The 20,280-nt window shown below is 65.6% G+C and carries 21 protein-coding genes; 8 read left to right on the plus strand and 13 right to left on the minus strand.

Features of this window, described 5'->3' with window-relative positions; all coding sequences use genetic code 11:
* The first annotated feature begins 265 nt into the window (after nucleotides 1–265).
* The 3 genes from HY699_16815 (at nucleotide 266) to HY699_16825 (ending at nucleotide 3,022) form a co-directional block, all read left to right on the plus strand.
* Nucleotides 266–823 carry a hypoxanthine phosphoribosyltransferase gene (locus HY699_16815; GenBank protein MBI4517467.1) on the plus strand — a complete coding sequence of 186 codons (558 nt, stop codon included), beginning with the start codon at nucleotides 266–268 and terminating at the stop codon, nucleotides 821–823.
* Nucleotides 820–1,662 carry an amidohydrolase family protein gene (locus tag HY699_16820; protein ID MBI4517468.1) on the plus strand — a complete coding sequence of 281 codons (843 nt, stop codon included), beginning with the start codon at nucleotides 820–822 and terminating at the stop codon, nucleotides 1,660–1,662. Before HY699_16815 ends, HY699_16820 begins: the two co-directional genes overlap by 4 nt.
* A 205-nt stretch (nucleotides 1,663–1,867) precedes the next feature.
* Nucleotides 1,868–3,022, plus strand: a complete 1,155-nt coding sequence (locus tag HY699_16825) for a hypothetical protein (GenBank protein MBI4517469.1) — start codon at nucleotides 1,868–1,870, stop codon at nucleotides 3,020–3,022.
* A 28-nt stretch (nucleotides 3,023–3,050) separates the two neighbouring features.
* Here HY699_16825 and HY699_16830 read toward each other — a convergent pair whose 3' ends face one another.
* The 3 genes from HY699_16830 to HY699_16840 are packed head-to-tail and all read right to left on the minus strand — an operon-like array spanning nucleotide 3,051 to nucleotide 5,126.
* The gene (locus HY699_16830) at nucleotides 3,051–3,569 is read right to left on the minus strand and encodes a hypothetical protein (protein ID MBI4517470.1); all 519 of its coding nucleotides are present in this window, start codon (nucleotides 3,567–3,569) and stop codon (nucleotides 3,051–3,053) included.
* Entirely contained in the window at nucleotides 3,553–4,110 is a 558-nt protein-coding gene (locus HY699_16835) for a hypothetical protein (GenBank protein ID MBI4517471.1), read from the minus strand. Before HY699_16835 ends, HY699_16830 begins: the two co-directional genes overlap by 17 nt.
* Before the next feature lie 17 nt (nucleotides 4,111–4,127).
* Nucleotides 4,128–5,126 (minus strand): LLM class F420-dependent oxidoreductase, encoded by a 999-nt coding sequence (locus HY699_16840; GenBank protein ID MBI4517472.1) that lies wholly within the window; start codon nucleotides 5,124–5,126, stop codon nucleotides 4,128–4,130.
* 276 nt (nucleotides 5,127–5,402) lie between these two features.
* Here HY699_16840 and HY699_16845 point away from each other — a divergent pair, with 276 nt between their 5' ends.
* Complete coding sequence (locus HY699_16845) at nucleotides 5,403–6,527, plus strand: YncE family protein (protein ID MBI4517473.1); 1,125 nt, start codon at nucleotides 5,403–5,405, stop codon at nucleotides 6,525–6,527.
* A 171-nt stretch (nucleotides 6,528–6,698) separates the two neighbouring features.
* On the plus strand, nucleotides 6,699–7,973 hold the full coding sequence (murA, locus tag HY699_16850) for a UDP-N-acetylglucosamine 1-carboxyvinyltransferase (GenBank protein MBI4517474.1): 1,275 nt from the start codon (nucleotides 6,699–6,701) through the stop codon (nucleotides 7,971–7,973).
* Nucleotides 7,974–7,999: 26 nt separating this feature from the next.
* Here the strand turns inward: murA and HY699_16855 are convergent, their stop codons facing one another.
* Genes HY699_16855 through HY699_16865 form a run of 3 tightly spaced genes read right to left on the minus strand, consistent with a single transcriptional unit; the run spans nucleotide 8,000 to nucleotide 10,544 of the window.
* Nucleotides 8,000–8,263 (minus strand): DUF4911 domain-containing protein, encoded by a 264-nt coding sequence (locus HY699_16855; GenBank protein MBI4517475.1) that lies wholly within the window; start codon nucleotides 8,261–8,263, stop codon nucleotides 8,000–8,002.
* Complete coding sequence (locus HY699_16860) at nucleotides 8,260–9,864, minus strand: PAS domain S-box protein (protein ID MBI4517476.1); 1,605 nt, start codon at nucleotides 9,862–9,864, stop codon at nucleotides 8,260–8,262. The genes HY699_16855 and HY699_16860 overlap by 4 nt, the downstream gene beginning before the upstream one ends.
* Nucleotides 9,865–9,899: 35 nt before the next feature.
* On the minus strand, nucleotides 9,900–10,544 hold the full coding sequence (locus tag HY699_16865; protein MBI4517477.1) for a YdcF family protein: 645 nt from the start codon (nucleotides 10,542–10,544) through the stop codon (nucleotides 9,900–9,902).
* 108 nt (nucleotides 10,545–10,652) lie between these two features.
* On the opposite strand from HY699_16865, the gene HY699_16870 reads away from it, so the two are divergent.
* Both HY699_16870 and HY699_16875 read left to right on the plus strand, forming a co-directional pair.
* Nucleotides 10,653–10,937 carry a hypothetical protein gene (locus tag HY699_16870; GenBank protein MBI4517478.1) on the plus strand — a complete coding sequence of 95 codons (285 nt, stop codon included), beginning with the start codon at nucleotides 10,653–10,655 and terminating at the stop codon, nucleotides 10,935–10,937.
* Nucleotides 10,938–11,054: 117 nt separating this feature from the next.
* Nucleotides 11,055–11,423 carry a YraN family protein gene (locus HY699_16875; GenBank protein ID MBI4517479.1) on the plus strand — a complete coding sequence of 123 codons (369 nt, stop codon included), beginning with the start codon at nucleotides 11,055–11,057 and terminating at the stop codon, nucleotides 11,421–11,423.
* Between the two features lie 9 nt (nucleotides 11,424–11,432).
* On the opposite strand, the gene HY699_16880 is transcribed toward HY699_16875, so the two are convergent.
* The 6 genes from HY699_16880 to HY699_16905 form a co-directional block, all read right to left on the minus strand.
* The gene (locus HY699_16880; protein ID MBI4517480.1) at nucleotides 11,433–11,783 is read right to left on the minus strand and encodes an ACT domain-containing protein; all 351 of its coding nucleotides are present in this window, start codon (nucleotides 11,781–11,783) and stop codon (nucleotides 11,433–11,435) included.
* Nucleotides 11,767–13,449: an acetolactate synthase large subunit gene (gene ilvB, locus HY699_16885; protein ID MBI4517481.1), complete on the minus strand. Its 1,683-nt coding sequence runs from the start codon at nucleotides 13,447–13,449 to the stop codon at nucleotides 11,767–11,769. Before ilvB ends, HY699_16880 begins: the two co-directional genes overlap by 17 nt.
* Before the next feature lie 1,406 nt (nucleotides 13,450–14,855).
* On the minus strand, nucleotides 14,856–15,092 hold the full coding sequence (locus tag HY699_16890) for a DUF4926 domain-containing protein (GenBank protein ID MBI4517482.1): 237 nt from the start codon (nucleotides 15,090–15,092) through the stop codon (nucleotides 14,856–14,858).
* A gap of 85 nt (nucleotides 15,093–15,177) precedes the next feature.
* Nucleotides 15,178–15,519 carry a hypothetical protein gene (locus HY699_16895; protein MBI4517483.1) on the minus strand — a complete coding sequence of 114 codons (342 nt, stop codon included), beginning with the start codon at nucleotides 15,517–15,519 and terminating at the stop codon, nucleotides 15,178–15,180.
* 315 nt (nucleotides 15,520–15,834) lie between these two features.
* A complete protein-coding gene (gene cas4 / locus HY699_16900; GenBank protein MBI4517484.1) occupies nucleotides 15,835–16,164 on the minus strand; it encodes a CRISPR-associated protein Cas4 in 330 nt (109 codons plus the stop codon).
* 189 nt (nucleotides 16,165–16,353) lie between these two features.
* The gene (locus HY699_16905; protein ID MBI4517485.1) at nucleotides 16,354–18,393 is read right to left on the minus strand and encodes an ATP-binding protein; all 2,040 of its coding nucleotides are present in this window, start codon (nucleotides 18,391–18,393) and stop codon (nucleotides 16,354–16,356) included.
* 169 nt (nucleotides 18,394–18,562) lie between these two features.
* Between HY699_16905 and vsr the strand changes: the two genes are divergently transcribed.
* Nucleotides 18,563–19,027, plus strand: coding sequence for a DNA mismatch endonuclease Vsr (gene vsr, locus HY699_16910; protein MBI4517486.1), 465 nt, complete (start codon nucleotides 18,563–18,565; stop codon nucleotides 19,025–19,027).
* Here vsr and HY699_16915 read toward each other — a convergent pair.
* Complete coding sequence (locus HY699_16915; protein MBI4517487.1) at nucleotides 18,910–20,238, minus strand: DNA cytosine methyltransferase; 1,329 nt, start codon at nucleotides 20,236–20,238, stop codon at nucleotides 18,910–18,912. The genes vsr and HY699_16915 overlap by 118 nt on opposite strands.
* Between the last annotated feature and the right edge of the window lie 42 nt (nucleotides 20,239–20,280).

Raw genomic sequence — 20,280 nt, forward strand, 5'->3', positions numbered from 1 at the left:
CCGTCATGCCCGCAATCCTTAGAGCCTGCCCCCGCGAAGGCGTGGGGCGGGCATCCAGGGGCGGTGGGGCTCCGGATGGATTCCCGCCTTCGCGGGAATGACGGAGGGAAATCTGCGCGCGACGCCAAGACTTTCGGCCATCGTAGTTCAGAGAACAAGCCCGCGCTGGTTTCGCGTCGGAGACAAGCAGCGCCAAGAAACCGGCCTCGGATGGGGCGATCCGTGGCGGCTCGGGGTTTGCAAGGCAGGGAGCCGGAGGGAGCCTATGCCGCCGTCGCCGCCACAACATCGGATCCTGTTCAGCGAGCCCATCATCGCCGGCCGCATCGAGCAACTGGCACGGGTGATCGGCGGCGACCTACCGAGCGGGTTCGCACCGGTGGTCATCGGTCTACTCACCGGTAGTTTCGTATTTGTCGCCGACTTGGTACGCGCCCTGGCCCGTGGCGGCGTGCAGCCGCAAGTCGACTTCCTCGGAGTCGGCCACTATGGCGAAGCAACGCAGTCGAGCGGGATGGTCACGGTCTACAAGAACCTGCGCGTCGATGTCCGCGGCCGGCCGGTCCTCCTGGTGGACGACATCGCCGACTCCGGGCTCTCCCTCCACGCTGCACGGGCGCATGTGCTGGCGCAGCACCCGCTGTGGCTGCGCACCTGCGTGTTGCTCAACAAGCCGGCGCGGCGGACGGCGGAGGTAGCCACCGACTACGTCGGCTTCGAGGTGCCGGACGTCTGGCTCATCGGCTACGGCCTCGATGCCGGCGGGCAGGGCCGGGCGTTACCCTACATCGCCATCCTCGAGTCGGACCAGAGCACGACATGAGTCTTGCACACCGCGATTTCAGCCCCGCCGCCCAGACGCCGGGCGGAGACGCGGGCGGCGATCTCGCACACTGCATTGCGGTGGCACGCGGTGAGGAGCCGGCTGACCTGGTGATCACCGGCGGGCAGGTGGTCAACGTCTTCTCGGCCGAGGTTCACCCAGCGGACGTGGCCATTAGCGGCGGCCGCATCGTCGGCTTCGGCTCGTATGTCGGCCGGGAGCGGATCGATGCCCGCGGCCGCTTCATCGCGCCGGGATTCATTGACGCGCACATTCACTTGGAATCGACCCTGCTCACGCCGGCGGAACTAGCGCGGGTGATCGTGCCCCTCGGAACTACCACCGTGGTAGCCGACCCGCACGAGCTCGCCAACGTGCTCGGATTAGATGGCATCAACTACCTGCTGGCGGCCTCGCGTGACCTGCCGCTGAGCGTGTTCGTCCGCGGCTTCGGCCTGCACGCCGGCGCACTGGCCTCCACCGTCGCCCACGACTCGCACAATCTGGTGGTGGTCGGCACCAATGACGGCGACATGCTCGCGGCGGCCCGCGCCGTCGAGCAACAGCAGGGCGGTCTGGTGGCGGTCAAGGACGGGGCGGTGCGGGCAGCGCTGCGGCTACCCATCGCCGGGCTGATGGCGGACACGCCGCTGGAACATGTGCTCGGTGCACTGGGCCGTCTTCTCGATGCGGCCCGGCAACTTGGAACCACACTGAGTGATCCGTTCATGACGATCTCATTCCTCGCCCTGCCGGTCATTCCCGCGCTACGTCTCACCGACCGCGGGCTGGTCGATGTGCAGCGGCTCTGCTTCGTGCCGCTGTTTGGCGAGAACTGAGAGCCGGGAGGAAAGCAACGATGTGCCGGTGGCCGCGACGAAGGAGGGCGAGAGCACCGCTTTCGCCCAGATTGGAAGGTCGAGCGCATGGTGTCATTGCTGAGGGGTGGAGCAGTGCTCCACCGCTTTGCGATGCTTTCACAGCCTCTGAGCCTTGGTGGCACAGCGCGAAGATGTCACACTCAAATCGACAGAGGAGGATCTCGTGATGCGACAAGTTCACCGTCGGTTTCAATTCCGCTGGCAAATGGGGTTGCTCGCCGGCGTGGCCACGGTGGCCACTCTCGGCCTGCAAGCGCGCCGGGGCTGGGGTTTCGCCGAGGACATCACCACCGTCCCTTCCGGGTCGCACAGCACGTTTCACTACGAGTTCACCCGCACCTTGGCCCGCGCGGCGGGTTTCAGTGCCGCCGACGCCGACTTCATCGCCATCACCGATGCCGCTACCGACACGGGTGCGTTTACCGGCGATCAGGAGGCCAGCGTGTCCGTGGAGTTGGCCGGAACCGAACGCCTGAGTCAGACGGGCATGTACTACCACGAGGCGCGGCGGCACTCGGCAAATGCCACCGGCGCTTACACGTACCCCGGTGGCCGCGACACCTGCGCTTACTTCAATGACACCTCCGACCCGTGCGCCGCGCTCGCCGAAGTCGATGAGGTGGAGCTGTGGGCGGTCTACGGCACAACCACACCGGTGCTCGGCGTGCCGACGCTGGCGCTCAACGGCGGCGAGCCGGCGGCGGTAGCCTCGCACAGCTTGGCGGCGCTGGGCGTGTACTTGCACCAGCTCGCCGACTCCTACTCGCACGAGGCCTGCATGCAAGCGGCACAGGTGCGTGTGCACCAGCCCTCGCCATCCGAGTGCAACGCGGCGTATTGGCACGAAGTCGCCGAGTTCGGCCCCTCGTCGAGCGACGTCGGCGTGCCCTATACGATCGAGGCCGGCAAGGCGACCTGGCAGGTGCTGAAGTGGTTTCGCGCCCAGAACGGCTTGCCCGAGGCTGCACTGTGGACCGACGAGCGGGCCGAGACTTTCATCACCGCCTGGGCCAAGCACGACCATGCCGGTGATCGGCGCGACTTCGCCGTCAACGCCTACCGGCTGCTGATCGCGGAGGCAACTCCCACCCTCACGCAGGAGCCGCCACCTACGCCCAGCGCCACACCGGTGCCGTGCCTGGGTGATTGCGGCGGCGACGGCGAGGTTACGATCGACGAGCTGGTCACCGGCGTCAACATCGCCCTCGGCACCAGCGCACTGAGCGAGTGCCCGGAATTTGACCGCGACAACAACGGCGAGGTAACCGTTGAAGAGCTGGTAGCTGGGGTCAACAACGCGCTTGGCAGCTGCGCGTAGCGGCTGCACCACGCCCGACCCTTGCTCGTCAGCGGCGACCGGCCTCTCGGTCGCGCGGCAAGGGGCCGGTGCCGAGCAGAACCAGCCAGAGAAAGAACGGCAGAGCGACCAAACCCGCCAGCATGACGAACACCGAGAGCACGTCCGCCAACGCCTTGGTCACGCCGGTGCGTGATTCAAGCATCAAGGGCGAAGCGCTGACCACGGCAACGTCCACGGCGTAGATAATGCCCATCCCGGTTAGCGCGGCCCGCAGCCTCGCCAGCAATGGCGGCCCCGAAGAAGCCATCACCAGGGCGATAAACGGCACTACTCCGGCCAGCGACTCGCGCAGATTGAGCGGCATCGCCAGCCGGCGCGTGCCGGCGATGAACACCGCGGTCACGTGCCCGGCTTGGCTCGACACTTCCACACTCAGCCCGGCGCTGAGGGCGGCGACAGCGCGGACGCAGAACAGCACCATGTGCGAATACATCGCGGCGCCGCCGGCCAACCACAGCGCGAACAGCGCTGCCGCTGCCGCCAGAAATCTAACCAGAAACCACATGCTGCCGCTCGACCCGCTCGCGCCAGGCTACCGCCAACAGCGCAATCAACAACACGAACGCCCCTTGCCACAGGTACTCGTGAAAATAGGTGAACAGCGCCGGCCAGCGCGCGCCGATCGCGGCCAGCGTGGCCAAGCGCGCCACGTTGACCGCCTCGATGATGGCAACGCCGGCGGCAACGCCCAGCAGCCGCTGGCGGGCACTGGCCGGATACGCCAGCACAAAGGCGGCCCAGATCACCAGAAAGAAGACGCCGGTGCATTCATGATTGATCACCAGCTCGGCCTCGGCGCCGATCGCGATCACCTCGCCGACCGCTTGCACGCGGGTACCCAGCGCCCGCGCCCCGAGCGCGGCGCCGGCCGCGATCGCCGCTTGCAGCGGCTCGAGCCGCTCGTGCAGCCGGCCGAGTGAGAAGGCCAGGCTGCCAACGAACAAATAGGCGAAGAAGCGCAGGCCGAACCACGGCTGCCAGCGCTTGCCCCCGGCGTTGTCGCCGGCATGCGTGACGTCAGCTGGCGCGACCGAAGTCCGCTTCATGGAGGGAGGTCGCCGCTCTAGAGCAGGGTTTCCGCCAACAGGCGCAGCACCCGCGGGTCGCGCGTGCCCACCAGCAGGCTCTTGATGCCGCACTGCTGCCAAGCTTGCAGGCGGTCGCGGATGCGATCGGCCGAGCCGGCCAGCGAAATCTCATCCGCCAGCTGGTCCGGCACGGCGGCAAACGCTTCGGCGCGCTTGCCGGCGAGAAACAACTCTTGCACCCGCCGCGCCGAATCGCCGTAACCGAGTCGCTCGATCAAGTTGAGGTGGAAATTTCGCCCCCGCGCCCCCATGCCTCCGATGTAGAAGCCGAGCGCCATCTTGATCGGGTAGAGCGCTTGCTCCAAGTCGTCGTTGAGGCTGGCGGTGACGGTGGCGGCAACGTCGAACTCGGGTTTCGCTTGGCGCAAGGAGTCGGCGTAGATGTCCATCTTGTAGGGCGAGACGAACAGCGGCAGCCAGCCGTCGGCAATCTCGGCAGCGAGCGCGACGTTCTTCGGCCCCTCGGCACCGAGGTAGATCGGGATGTGGCTGCGCAACGGGTGCACGATTAGTTTCAGCGGCTTGCCCAACCCGCTGCCACCTTGGTACGGCAGCTGATAGTGCTCGCCTTGGAAGCTCACTGGCTGTTCGCGCCGCAGCATGGCGCGGAAGACCTCGACCCACTCGCGGGTGCGGCCCATCGGCTTGGGGAACGGCTGGCCATACCAGCCCTCGACCACCTGCGGCCCCGAGACGCCGATACCGAGCAGCAGCCGCCCGCCCGATAAGTGGTCGATGGTCACGGCCGTCATCGCCGCACACGCGGGGGTGCGAGCGGAGAGTTGCATCACCGCGGTACCGAGCTTGATCTTGGTGGTACGCGCCCCGATCCAGCACAGCGGCGAGAAGCAGTCCGAGCCATACGCTTCCGCCGTCCAGACCGAGTCGAAACCCAGACGTTCCGCCTCCAACACGAGATCAATCGGATCTTCTGGACCCATCATCCAGTAGCCGATCTGCAAACCGAGCCGCATGTTCACTCCCTTCGCCTCGCCCTGAGCGACCCCGCCGGCGAATTCGCCGGCTTGGAGCGCCCATGAACCCCGCTCAGGCTGAGGCGGCCGCGCAGCGGCCGTCTCGAAGCCGGTTCACGGGCAGGTCGCACTACAGCGCCGCGTCTCCTCTAGCAGGTTGGCAGTGGGCATCAAATCAGCGGGTAGCCTCGGCTTTGCCCTTACCCTGGGGTGTGCCGGCTTTTGCTTGACCATCACCGCCATAGTCTGTAGAGCAGCGATGCCCTGGAGGGAACTATGAGACGGTATGTACCGTGGCTAGTCGCAGTTGGCCTCATAATCCCGCGCCTGGCGCAAGGGATCCCATACGTTTACGTCGCCAATGCCGATTCGGACGACGTTACGGTCATCGATGCTGCCACCAATGCGGTAGTGACGGTCGCCGCCGACATCGAGCCCCGCAATCCGGCGGTCAGCCCGACCGGCTCGCGCGTGTACGTACCGAACCGGCACGCCGACAATGTTACGGTCATCAACGGTGTGACCAACGCCGTCATTACGACCATCAGCGATCCTGGGTTCAACGAGCCGTATAGCGCGGCCGTGAGTCCGGATGGGAGTCGCGTATACATCGCAAACAAGAAGGGCGGCACCCTCTTCAACGGGAGTCTCACCGTGATCAATGCCGGCAATAATACGGTGATCACGACCATCGAAGATGCGTGTTTTGGGTCGCCCGAGTGGGTCACCGTCAACCCCGCCGGCGCACGTGCCTACGTCGTCAATCGCCAATCCGACAGCGTTTGCATCGTCGATACCGCCGGCAACAGCGTGGTCGGCTCGGTCAGTGTCGGCAGTGAGCCGCGCTCGGCCGTGGTCAGTTGTGACGGGGCTTTCGTGTATGTCGCCAACAACGCCGGCAACCCCGATGTCACTCGGATTCGAACGTCAGATAACTCCGTGTTTGGTATTGACTTCACCGGGTCTGCCAACCCGCGCAACATGTCGATGACACCGGACGGCAGCAAGGTGTACGTCGGCTTACAGAATAACTCGCTGGGCATCATAGATACCGCTGCGGCTACCGCCAGCAAGCTGACTTTGGCGGGTGCGTCGAGCACCTACGGCACCGCGGTGACGGCGGATGGCGCACTCGTATTCGTCACCGACGAGTCCACCGGAGACGTCCACGTCGTCGCCGCCGCCACCGACACCGAGATCACCGGCGCTGGTTTTCCGATCGGCGCGGGCACTACGCCCCGCGGCCTCGCCACCGCCTTCGCTTGTCGCCGGGTGAGCCGCGCGGCCGCGCCGATGTCGTCGCCGCTGGCGCTGCTCGTGACGGTGGTTATGCTGGTTGCGGTCGGCACCGGCTACCGGCGCGTTGTCCGCGCGCGTCCCGCCGAGCCTGTCATGTCCTGACCAGGACCGCCGCAATCTGCCGCGCCAGTGTCGCGCTGGCGCAGTCTGCCGCGCGCCGCTCCCTAGGAGTTGAACCTCGCCGCGCTGTCTCGGCGGGACCGCCCCCACCTTGACGGGTGCGCGCGGGTGCGCTCAAGTACGTGGCGAAGTAACACCGGGCGGAGAGGCAGCATGGGCAGGCTGATCATCACTGGCGGGCGGCGATTGCAGGGGCGGATTCGGGTTGCCGGCAACAAGAACGCCGCCGCCCCGGTGCTGGCCGCCAGCCTGCTCACCGAGCACACGGTGCGACTGGGCAACATTCCGCAGATCGAAGACGTCGCCATCTTCGCCGAGATGCTGCGCGGCCTTGGTGCCACGATCGAGCCTGACGGCGAGTGGTGGCAGGTCAACACCGCCCGGGTGCATTCACCGCGACCCGATCGGCGACTCGGCCGCCAGATTCGCATGTCGCTGCTACTGGCCGGCCCGCTACTGGCGCGCTTCGGGCGCGTGGCGTTGCCCTTCCCGGGCGGCGACGTCATCGGGCGACGCCGCGTCGATACCCATCTGCAGGCACTGCAAACCCTGGGGGCGACCGTCGAGGTCACCCGCGAGGGCTATCGCCTGGCGGCGGCGCGACTGCGCGGCGGCGAGATCTTCCTCGATGAGATGAGCGTCACCGCCACCGAGAATGCAGTACTGGCAGCAGTTCTGGCCGAGGGCCGCACGCTGATCCGCAACGCGGCCTCCGAACCGCACGTGCAAGACCTCTGCAACTTCCTCAACGGCCTGGGCGCACGCGTCGCCGGCATCGGCACCAACCAGCTCACGCTCGACGGCGTCACCTCGCTCGGCGGCGGCGAGTTTCGCATCGGCCCCGACTATATCGAGACCGGTAGCCTCATCGGCCTGGCGGCCGCTACCGGCAGCCCGCTGCGCATCGTCGACTGCCGGCCGGCCGACCACGCCATCACCCGCATCATGTACGGCCGGCTCGGCATTCAGTGGGCGGCCGAAGGCGATGACATTGTGGTGCCCGAAGGCCAACGCTTGGAAGTGATCGACGACTTCGGCCACGCCATCCCGAAGATCGACGACGCACCTTGGCCGGGTTTTCCGGCGGATCTCATCCCGATCGCGCTGGTGATTGCGACCCAAGCGCGCGGCTCGATCTTGATCCATGAGAAGTTGTTCGAGAGCCGGCTGTACTTCGTCGATCGGCTGATTCAGATGGGTGCACGCATCGTCTTGTGCGACCCCCACCGCGCGATGGTGGTAGGCCCGGCCAAACTCTACGGCCAGGACATGTCCAGCCCCGACATCCGCGCCGGCATGGCCCTACTCATTGCCGCGCTCTGCGCCGAGGGCCGCAGCGTCATCCGCCACGCCCAACAGATTGACCGCGGCTACGAGCGTATCGACGAGCGCCTGAGCTCACTCGGCGCCGAGATTCGCCGCGAGTGACACACCGCTACCACTAGTGTTTTCGACTATTGCGCCGGTGGCACCGGCCCAAGGTCGCGCTCCGCCGGCGGCGGTACTTCTTCGTAAGCTATCCATTGCGCCGCGGCGGTCAGGGCCGCGCGCACCGTGCTCAAGAAGTCCGGCACCGCCAGAATCACGATGACCGCCGCGCGCCGCTCGATCGTGCGCACGACCGCGATCCCCTCGTACGATTCGATCAAGAACTTCAGCAGCGCAATGTCGCCGGGGGCGACCCGCAAATAGATCGGCACGACCTCGGCGGCCCTCATTCGACCGCCCCCGCGGGTACGGCGACGCGGAAGATCGACCCCTTGCCGACTTCGCTGCTGACGCTGATTTCACCGCCGAGCAGCTCGACCACGCGCTTGACCAAGTACAGACCCAAACCAACTCCGCCGCGGGCTTGCCCGGCCCCTTGTTGAAACATGCCGAAAATGTGCGGCAGCTCCTCCGCGGGGATGCCGCCGCCGGTATCGGCGACCGCCAGCTCGATCCGCCGCCGGCCGGGCAGGTAGCGCGCGCTCACCGTCACCGCCCCCGCGCGCGTGAACTTGAGGGCGTTGCCGACCAGGTTGCGCAGAATCAACTTCAGTTTCTCCGGATCACCGCGCACCTCCGGAGCACCGGCCATATCCCAGTGCACCGGCACGGCCCCCCAGTCCGGGTGATCCTCCAACTCCACCAGCAGCTCACTCCACAAGGCCTCGAGGTTGAGGGGCACCGACTCAACCGGCACGCGGCCGGCGTCGAGCCGATTCAGATCGAGCGTGGCGTTGATCAGCCCGGCCAGGCCCAGAGTGGTGATGCGGACACGGCGCAGGGCATCGCGCTGGTCGGTGGTCAGCGGCCCCAGTAAGCCGTCGAGCTGGATGTCGGTGTAGCCGAGGATCACATTGAGCGGCGTGCGCAGGTCGTGCGAGACCGAGGCCAAGAAATCGGTTTTCAACCGGTCCGCACGCCGCAGCTCTTCCAGCAGATAGGCGTTCTCGACCGCCACCGCCACCTGCATGGCGAAGATCTCCGCCCGCTCCTGTAAGCGCGCATCGAGGCAGCCGGGGGCGTCGGGCTCGCAGAACCCCAGCAGGCCGATGGGCGCATGCCGCCCAAGCAAGGGCAACAGCAGCACCGTCGGCTGCTCGCTAGCGCGGCCGCCGGCGTCGAGCAGCAGCGGGCGCTGCGTGCGCAAGGCATCGCCGAGCGGGCTGGGCTGACCGAGCGACCACTGTTCAGCACCGTCGAGGAATGGCGCGCCTGCCGCAGCCACTACCACCAGCCTGGCGTTCTCCACCAGGAACAGCCTGGCACTGCTGACACCCAGCAAGCGGCGGCCTTGGGCGCAAACCATCGGGCACAACGCCTCCAATGTCGGCGCCGCGTGCAACGCCAGCGACACCTGTGCCAGCGTCTTCTGAAACGCCGCCGCCTCGCGCAACTCCATCTCCGCTTGGCGGCGCGCGCTCACGTCGCGCGCCACCCCCGCCACCAGCGGCCGCCCGTCCTCGGCCTCGATGACAGCGGCGGCAAACTCGACTTGTCCCTCGCTTCCGTCCTTGCGCCGGATGGTCATCTCCCACGGGTACGCCATCTGAGCGCCGGCGATCGCGCTGGCGATGCGCGCCTGATTGCGGCGGTAGTCCTCCGGGCTGAGCAAGTGGCGCGCGTTCAGCTTCTCCAGATCTTCACGCGAGTAACCCGTGGCTCCGTGAAAGGGCGGGTTGACGAAGACAAAACGCCCGTCGTGATCGTGAACGTAGAAGATATCGCCGGTTTGTTCCAACAGGCGCCACCATAGTGACTCAATGGCCACCGGTGCTACCGCCGGCGCTGCCGGCGAGCGTGCAGCGGGACTCTTGGCGACTGGCCGCTTCATTGGCCAAGGCAACTAGCGCCACTGCCGCCCGCTTGTCAAAGCCCGCGCCAGCGCTCCCACAGCTGAAACAACATGAGTTTCTGATACTCGAAGACCACGCGCCGGGCCTGCATGCGGTCGCGCCACCAGCTCGCGGGATCGAAGGGGTCGTAGCGCGAAGCACAGACTACGAATTGCACCCGCGCCCCGCCGATCGCTCGAAACGTCAACCCGGCGCGATAGGAGTGCAGCTTGGAGGTCACCAGCAGAGCCCGCCGGATTCCCGCTTGTTGCAGAAAGTCGACAATCAGACTCGCCTCCCGGCGGGTGCTGCTTGCTATGCCGTCTGCCGTGATAATAGCGCTGCGGGGCACTCCGAGTTGCGTTGCAATCGAAATATTGAGCCCGTGCGAGCTCGGTATATCGCCCCCCAAGGAGCGCAACGCCGCCATCCCCGGCGGCTCGCTCTCGCGCGTCAGCACAATCAACGGCGCCAGTCCGGCGCGATACAGCGCCACCCCTTCGAGCATGCGATCGGGAACCGAGCCGGATATAACCACGATAGCATCGGCCGCCACTCGCGGCTCGTCAGCAATCAGCCGTTGCGCCACCCGGGTCAGCACTGCCTGCCGGTTGGCGTATGCCGACAGGCCGGCAGCCGCCACGACCGCGGCCAACCAGATGAGCCAGTGCCGCCTCACCGGCACGGCCTCCGGCCCTGCCCGCCGACCGGCGCACACAACCCTAGCGATCGCCCTTGCCGGCACCGCCGGCTCTTGCTACTCGGTGCAGCGATCGGAGGTGATGAGATGCGACGATTGGTGGCAGTGCTGCTGGCGGCCGCGCTACTCACGGGCGTGGGTACCGGCCTGGCGGAGGAACCGAATGCGGCGATCAAGGCGGAACGCGAGCGGCTCGAACAGGAGCAAAATCGCATCCGCACCGAGCAGAAGAAACTCAATGACCAGATGCGCGAAGTGCGCCGCGAGCTGCTCAAGCTGCGGCTGAAGGAGCGCGGCCTGCCGACGCAACGCTTCGACAAGCCGCCCGGCGCGGCCCAGCAACCCGACGCAGCACCAACGCCTTCGAAGTAGTTCACCGCACGCGCGTCCTTCGCGCTGCGTTGTATGACACAGCCGGGCGGCGGCGCAAAGTCGCTGCCCCGACCGCGGCGCTTGCTCTGCGGCGGTGGCCTGCCATATCGTGGCCCCATGCCGGATGAGCGCCAGCTGCTGGGCGCCGAGGGAGAACGGGCCGCAGAACAATTCCTGCGCCGCCACCACTATCGCATCCTCCAGCGCAATTACCGCTGCGCCGCCGGCGAGATCGATCTGGTCGCGCTCGACAGAACCACCGTGGTCTTCGTCGAGGTGAAGACCCGCACGCAGGAAAGCTTCGGAAACCCCCTCGAAGCCGTCGACCAGCGCAAGCAACGTCAAATGGTACGGGCGGCGCGCTACTTCCTGAGTGAGCACCGCCTGCACGAGCGCGCCGTCCGCTTCGACGTGGTCGGGGTGTGGTGGGAAGGGGAACGTGTCACCTGCGAGCTGGTGCAACACGCCTTCGAGCTCGGCGACTGAGCCGGACTGCTACAGGCAACCGGCCACCGCCGTGAAGGCGGCGTTGCCGCCGGCGTCATGGCCGATTTCCAGCACGTCCTCCAACTTGGCGAGCTGACGCACTAGCTGCTCCAAGCGCTGGTCTTTGTTCACCAGCAACAGCACCACGCTGCGCGCCCCGCCGGCGACGTCATCGGCCGGCAGGCACACGATCCCCTCGACGTTGAATGCCCGGCGGGCAAACAGGCCGCAGATATGCGACATCACCCCGGGATGGTTGCGCACCAGCAGCCGCAGCACCACCCCCGCCGGCACGGCCACCTGGCGGCGGCCGCTCGCACCCGGGTTTCCTTGCACGCCTCGCTCAAGCTGCGCTTGCATGGCTCGCTCCTTCGATCATCTCGCGGTTAGCGGCGCCCGGCGGCACCATCGGATAGACGTTGGCATCGTGGGCGATCGGGACGTTGACCAGGCCCGGCCCCGGCTCCTGCAAGGCCCGGTGCAACACCGCCAGCGGTTCGGCCACCGCACCGAGGTCGCAAGCGCTGACGCCGAACCCGCGGGCAATGGCGGCGAAGTCGGGCTCGGCGTGGAAACGCGAAGCATGGTAACGGCCGCCGTAGAAGAGCTGCTGCTGCTGGCGCACCAGGCCGAGGTGGGCATTGTTGAGCAGCACCACCTTCACGTTCACGCCCTCCTCGGCCGCGGTGGCGAGTTCCTGGATGTTCATCAGCAGGCTGCCGTCACCGCTGAAACACACCACCGTGCGCTCGGGCATGGCCAAAGCGGCGCCGATGGCGGCCGGCAGTCCGAAGCCCATCGTCCCGAGTCCGCCGGAGGTGAGCCATTGCCGCGGCCAACTGAACGGGAACGCTTGCGCCGCCCACATCTGATGCTGGCCGACGTCGCTGGCGACAACAACGTCATTACCGAGGCAAGCAGCGCTCTGACGAATGGCACCGTAGGGTTCGCACGGGCACTCGCTGCCGGGCATAGCCAGCGGGTAGGCCGCGCGCAGCGCGGCCACCTCGGCGATCCACTCGCGCCGCGGGCGCGGCCGCAACTGCGGCAGCAGCGCTGCCAGAGCGGCCGCGACGTCCGCTTCGATGCCGAGCATGGGCTGCTTGATCTTGCCCAATTCACTGGCGTCGACATCGATGTGGACAATGCGCGCCTGCGGGCAGAACTGCGCCACCTTGCCGGTGGCACGATCGTCGAAGCGCACGCCCAGGGCGAGCAGCAGATCGCATTCCTCGAGCGGCAGGTTGGTTGCGCGCGCGGCGTGCATGCCGATCATGCCGAGGAACAGCGGGTGATCATGCGGCATCGCCCCGAGCCCGAGCAACGTCGAGGCCACCGGCAGCGAAGTCTTTTGCGCCAGCAGCTCGACTTGGGTTGCAGCGCCGGCAGCGATCACGCCGCCGCCGATCAGGCACAGCGGCCGGCGTGCCTCGCCGAGTAGTGCCGCGACCCGGGCGATATCCTCGTCAGCGGGCTGGCGCTGCGGCTCGGCGCGGCCGGGTTCGGGCCAGCGCTCGAAGGTGACGAACTCGTTCTGAACGTCTTTCGGAACGTCGATCACCACCGGCCCCGGTCTGCCCGAGGCGGCGATGCGGAAGGCCTCGGGGATGACTTCGAGCAGTTCGGCCGCCGAGCGCACCAGGTAGTTGTGCTTGGTGATGGGGAGGGTGAGGCCGTAGGTGTCGATCTCCTGGAAGGCGTCGGTGCCGATCATCGCGCGCGGCACCTGGCCGGTGATCGCCACCAGCGGCACGGAGTCGAGTTTGGCGTCCGCGATCGCCGTCAGCAGGTTGGTAGCTCCCGGACCGGAGGTGCCCAGGCAGACCGCGGGCCGGCCGGTGACCCGGGCCATGCCTTGGGCAATGAAGCCCGCCCCTTGCTCGTGACGAGCCAGCACGTGGCGGATGTCGCTGTCGCGCAGCGCGTCGTAGAGTGGCAGGTTCGCCCCGCCGGGGATACCGGCGACCACGGTTATCCCCTGCCGCTCCAGCAGCTGCGTAATGAGTTGTGCGCCAGTTAGTTTCATGAGAGCCCGCTCCCTTCTTCCAACGGTCTCCCTGCTCGATTCGGGGACAGGAGGGGCCCAAAAAAAGAAACCCCCCGCCGGCCTCGCGCCGGCAGGGGGTTTTCTTACACGCTCTGTTACACCCCGCTACGGCGCGACGGCCTCGCCTACACCCACTACTACAACTACCAGCGCGAGCACGCCCAGCGGATTGCGGTTGTGTGTGCGATCGGCGGAGTACATGTGGCGCTCTCAGTACACCGACTCGCCGCACGATGCAAGCGGGAAATCGCGCCGGCTTCAGTACGGGTGTGCGACAAATCTGTGGGTAACGTGCAGCCGACCGGGCAAATCCTCACCAGCCAGACAGTACTGTGTACTGTCAGGCCGAGGCCCATGGCACGACGTAGACACACACGTGGACGGGTACTCCGAGACCGTGGTATGGCCGAGAGGGACGCAATTTGTCATTCCCGCGAAAGCGGGAATCCACGGCACCGGCTCGCCTACAACCGCCAGCGCTACACGATCTCGTCAAAGGTCCTTAGCGCCAAACGCCAAACTGATAGGGGTAGGGAGAAGCGCGAGCTTCCCCCTCCCTCCGAACCGTACAAGCAGATTTCCCGCATACGGCTCTCCAGTTGGTGGTTCACCTGCGAGAGGATTGGCAGGCCATTGCATGGGCTGTGGCCAAGGAGAACAGCCCCTGCTTGGCAAAATAGGCGTTGGGCCAGCGTCATTTGCCTCCTTTCACCCCCGCTTCGAGGGCCGCCAACATGCGCTCGGTCCAGACCGTCGGTTCCACCCATGCCCAACGGGCCTGGATCTCTCCGGCTTGTTTAGCCCGGTGGGGCACTACCGCCGGTTGTTCTTCCGCCGCTCTGTCTTCCACGCCTTCCACCTCCCTGCCCGCCCTTCGCTCCGCATCCATTACAGATGCCTCATTGCTACTATGGGGGCTCTGACTCCTGCGCCGGCGTTCGCGGCTCTTCGGCTCTCCGCGAGCATGAACACCGCCCTTTGCCCACCGCGCAGGTCTCCCTGCTTCACGTGCACGGCCTTCCAACCATTCCGTCTCCACCCACCTGACAGCCCCCTGCGTCGCTTTCGCACGCTACCCCTCAGCGCGCAGGGCTCCCGCCGTGTTGCTCGCGGTCTGGACTTCGCCATTGAATCGCAGGCTCGTCAGTCTGCCCGGCCGTATCGAGTTCGTTATCCTACGGACTGGTCGTTCACCTCCCGTTGCTTCGGACCCCACCTTTCGATGGCGCCCTTACGTTTGATTACAGGCCGGAGAGCGCATGCCTGACGAGGACTTTCGCCTCGCTGTCCATGCACGCTCGCAGGCGCACGATTCCCGCTTCCGCGGGAATGACGGCCATAACACCGAACCACGTTACCCACGAATTTGTCGCGCACAGGAGCGCTCAGAAAGAGGGTGGCGGCAGTTTGCGGACTTGGGCGACATCGCGCCGTGCAATCGGGCGCAGCTGATCCGGCAGCAGCGTGACCACCGCGACGGTTTCACCTGCCAAGGTCATGAACTCAACCTCGTAAGCAGCCCCGCCCCCGTGGATGTGGACAACGGTCCTGATGTCGCCGGCCTGCAGGCCTTCTGCGGGGATGTCCCGCATGAGCACAATGCAATCGTGTTCCCTAATCATCGCTTGCCTCCATCGCATCCTGCCCCCGTGCGCGCCAAGCGCGAGGCGCTCGACGCTCCGACGGGTGTCGGCGCATGAAGTGAATTCATTGCACCTCCAAAGGGTACGCTGTGACCAGCCGCGGCGCAACTTCTCCACGGTCCAGTTGCCAGACGGTTCGCAGGCGTGGTGTGCGACCATCCGGCGTCTGCAATCCGCCATCGACCTGGTACCGCGGGCCGAAACCGGTCTCTCGAACGGTGGCAACTTCATGCTGTTGCCCATGTTCACGCAGCGCCTTAGCCGGTACGTTCCAATCACCACGGCGAAACCCAAACGATGCGAAGAACCTCGCTTTGCTCGCGCCGTAACGGTGCGCCTCGTTCAGCAGGTAGTCAGTGATCTTCTCGTGCTCGACGAGCGCCAGGTGCGCGTTCGGCAGTTTCATCGGGTCGGCGCCTCATCGCGGGCCAAGAAGCGGGCGGCCGAGCGGCGCGCGCGTGCTCGGAACACGCCGCTCCTTTGAAGACACGAATGTTCAGCATGACCCGCACCGAGACAAGCGACACGTCCTCTCCCGCATTGCTCGCGGGAGAGGATTGAGGTGAGGGAACCGCCTGCTCCCGCGGTTGTGCGGCACAACCGCGGGCGGACTTCCCACGCACTGGCTGAACCCTCACCCGCACCCTCTCCCGCGGGTGATGCGGGCGAGGGCCTTCGAGCGCGGCCCTGAAGTCTTCTAGCGGCGCGCTGGCACCGGCCATCATTGCCTTTCTCCGCCGACACCGAGCGCACGAGACAGATCGCGTGCGGCAGAACCCGGAGCGAGGCTGCTCAGTTCCGGGAGGCAAAGCTCTCGCAGGGAACAGTTCGCACACTTCCGCTGCAACTGCGCGGGCGGGGTTTCGCGCTTGGCCACAAGATCATGGTAGCGAGCCGCGGCAGCGATGGTCTCAGTTCGCAGCGCCTCGTCAATTGCGACCTCGAGCCGGCGCTTCGATGCCGCGTAGTAGAGCGCGCCCTTCGGCACCGACACACCCACCATCTCTTCGAGGCACATGGCCTGGGCGCACACCTGCACTTCGTCGTGCAACCACCGCCGCCGCTTGCCGCGCTTGTACTCGACGGGCAGGGCAAGAGGAGCCCACGGCGTCGCGGCAGCGTATCACCGACGAGGCGGCGCGGTGCTCAACGCCTTTCGGCATCACGGCAAGAGGAACACCTGCCGGTATACAGTACGCTTTGTCCCGGTGACGTGCTGTGCTCAACGCTCCTCCTTCCGCTACTCCTTGCGCGGCGGCTTCTCGTACTCCACATCTTGTTCGCCCAAACCTTTTCCGCGCCTCTCCGCCCCGCGATAAACGGCGTCCTTCCCGCGTTCGACCACTTGCCGTGTTGCGGCCACCTCGCGAGTCTTCCGAACGAATCCCGGATCGCTGATATTACGCTCAAGCACGGCTCTGTAGTGCTCGTAGTGTCTGCGTGCGCGTTCCACGATATCAGCCCAGAGACTCAACTCGGCATCCTCGCGTTTGCGCCATGATATCTCGATATCTCCGCTGATGTTCAGCGTGCCGCCGTATACCAGCATCATCGAAACACGCTTCGTCGTGCCCCTCGTGAGCCGATTCGCGTAGCCCTCCAAGCGGTGCAATTCCTCAAGTTCCACTGCGTGACCGGGGCGTTTGATCTCGACAACGATCAACAGCTGCTCGCTCGTGAGGGCCAAGAAGTCGAACCGGGACAAATCGACTTCCGCGCCCGTTTCGGCGTGGTGCCACTCGCGAAGTTGTTTCGTGATCGAGGTCTCTTCGCGGAGGATCTGCCATTCCGGATGGAGGAGCCACGGGTATTCGGCGATAAGGTCGTGGAGGTTGGCCGCGCCGACCTTGCCGGCCGTCTCCGGCGCGTCATTTACAACCATCCGCTCTAAAACGCCGGCGACTTGCAGTCGCCCTTTCACGATTTCCAAGATCGCTCGACTCTCCAATACCTGCCAGCGTTGGAGGTGATCGAGAATTTGTACCAGTTCAAACGGATCCCCGGCGGCATCTCGAAGTTCCTCCAATAGGTCGTGAAACTGCCGGAACTCATAAGCTTGCACTAACGCATCGGCCAACTCCACGACGCGTTCTCGGTCGGGATCGGCCTTCGCGAGCGTGCGTAAGAACGCCTTCACCTGCTTCCGCGAATCCGCGTCGAGCATTTCAACACGAGCCTGAAGTCCGGGATCCTCCCCCACCTGTCTTTCGATGCGGTCGCCCTTCCGGTCGGCCCACTCGATGAGCACTCGTCGGCAGAGCCTCCGGCCCCAGTCACGAAACCCCAGCAAAGCGGCGGCATCCCAATCCAGCTCTTGCCGGTCTGTCGAGATCAGGTCGTTGTCGGGCAGCTCGTCAATGAAATCCGCTTCGATCGCTCCGGTAACGTATCGGGTTCCGTGCTGACCGGACGCCGTCCCTTCCACCTGGAAGAAGAACGGCGGCGCCTGCGCGGTCTTGCCCCGGACGTAGATGGTGAAGCCGCGAAGGTCCGAGCTCTGGATCACCCCTTTCGAGAAGCCATACCAGTACCTGACCTTGCGCTTGCCATCTGTCCAGTCGACTTCCTCTTCCTTGGCATCCTCCTCGCCCGCCGGAAAGCGGGCCTCAAACTCGATCATCGGTTCCGCCACCACCACACCGTTGACGATGATTTCCATGTGACCTTTCACGGTGCGGCTGAAGCGTCTCGCGAGGGCTTCACGAATACTGCCGGCGTCGAGCGGCGTCTTGTGCTTGAGTCGCGACAACGTGACCGTCATCCCGCTCAGCGCCGCGCCCTCGGGCGGAGCATCGCGCCAAGGGATCGCAACATCTTGCACCCGATTGGCCTCTGCCTTCAGCTTGTTTATGTCGAGGTGGAAAAGCGTACCTTCGCCACCCGCCCACGTGTACACGGTCATCTCTTCGGCGATGCCGAAGCCGGCGAGCTTCCCGATCCCCTTCCTTCCCATCGGTTGTCGACCCGCGACTTCCGGCTGCCCCGCCCCCCGTCGGTCCCGGCCAACCACCAGGTACTGGGACTCGATGTCCCCGCGCGGTATACCGCAGCCATCGTCACTCACGATGATGCTGCTGGTTGCCTGGTCATACTCAGTCGGCGCCGGAATCGTGACACGAACCTGCTTTGCGCCCGCGTCCCAAGCATTCGCCACGAGTTCCGCGATTGCCACGTCGCGGCGCTTGTACATCTGAACGCCGAGGTGCTCGAGCAGGCGCCCGAGAATTTTCATCTGGAACTCGCCCTGCGGCAGATTCACAGGAGGTTCGTCGCCGACCATGCACATGCCTCCCTTGTTGACGACCTTCGGCAGACAACCTACCACGCGATCAGCCTACGTCGCGAATCGCCGCGCTGTTCGCTGCAGCCCCGGCAGCCGCCGCACCGGTACGCTCGCCGGCTCGGGTTGTCGTGGTAGGATTGCTGCCGGAAGCGGAAGGTGTCGAGGAATGGCGGATCATGTCACCAAGGCGGAGCGCTCGCGCATGATGGCGGCGGTCCACGGCGCACACACGCAGCCCGAGCTGTTCGTGCGCAAGCGACTGTTCGCAGCCGGCTACCGCTTCCGCCTGCATCCCCGGCTGCCGGGGAAGCCGGATATCGTCCTGCCGGCGTTCAGGACAGCCGTGTTCGCCAACGGCTGCTTCTGGCACGGCCACCTCTGTCGCCGGGGACAGAGGCCGCGTACCAATCGGGATTTCTGGAATCGGAAAATCGACGGCAACATCCGCCGCGACCGCGAGAGCCTGCGGGCACTGCGTGCATTGGGCTGGCGGTGTGCGGTGATCTGGCAGTGTCAACTCGAGCGCGGAACGGAGCGGCTGCTCCGCCGCCTCGGTGAGACAGAGGTGCGGCCGGTGCGGCCTCGAAAAACGACCGCTGGTTCGATCGAGCGCACCAGGTATCGGCAATAGAAGCTGGCCAGCTTCGGCGGCACCGCGTTACCGATCATGCGGGCGATCGGCTCGATTTGGTGCGTAGGGTAAAAGACGTAGTCCTCCGGAAACGACTGGAGAATGGCCGCTTCGCGCAAGGAAATTCCTCGACGCTGCTTCACGTCGTAGTGGCCGAATCGACCGTTTGAAATACTGTGGCATTTGGTGGTGATGGTAGGCGAAGGGCGATCAGGGTGCATCCTCGTGTAGACGTCCGTGAAGCAGCGCGTGCCGAGCTTCCGGTTTACCCTCCGGTGACACTTGAGCGAGAGATCGCCATTCGGTGTGTCCGCCATGTAGGCATTGGACTGTCCCGGTTTCGCGGCCGCCAGTCGGCGTTGGTTGAGGAGGCTCAGGTCGCGGGCACGATGATTCGGAATCTCCGGATGCAGCACGCCGGCTTTAATCGGCGGCAGGTGCCCGATGGCCTCGCACACGGACACCGTCGAGGCATCCGGGTCGGCCTCTGGAACGAGCAAGCTTACTCCTTTCGAGTCGACATAGCGGTCCTCGCGCGCGACATCTCTTCGGACGGCGAGGAGAATGGAACGTTTGCGGTACTGGGGGATGCCGAATCGAGATGTGCAGACCACCTTGGCGCCAGTGACGTAACCGAGGGCTTCCAGCGACTGACGGAAGTCTTCCCAGACTCCTCCGTACTTCGGATCGCCGATGCCCTGCACGTTTTCGGAGAGAACGAGTTCAGGCATGTACCGTTCGACCAACTTCACCGCTTCGCAGAGCAAATGGCGGTCTAGTTGCCGTCCGACCTTCCGCTTACGACTAAGTTCCTTGCGAGCCAGGCGGGTGAACGGCTGACACGGCGCGCATATCGCAAACAGCCATGGCACGCGCCACCCCTGCTTGCGAAACCTAGGGATAATGCGGTCGAGGTCCTCGATTAGTGCTGCCTGCTGGCCGCCAGGGTGCCGTTTGTCGGCGGGAAAAATGTCACGATGGAGAAATTCCGGCGGCGCGTTGTCGAGGAATCGGTTGCGGTTGTTTTCTATGTAGGTCTGCCGGCAGCGCGCGTCTTTGTCGATGCCCGCTACGACATAACCCCCAGCGTCGATGAGCCCGCGGGTTGTACCCCCCGCCCCACAGAACACATCAACGGCAAAGAACTCCAGGTTCCCCGCTGGGCGGCCAGCGGTACCTCCCATCTCCCCGTCGTCCCGCTTCCTATCCATTCGGCTCAGCTGAAGCAGGATATTGGAATCTTCTCGCCGGGT

Source organism: Deltaproteobacteria bacterium (assembly GCA_016210005.1).
Classification (GTDB): domain Bacteria; phylum Desulfobacterota; class Binatia; order HRBIN30; family JACQVA1; genus JACQVA1.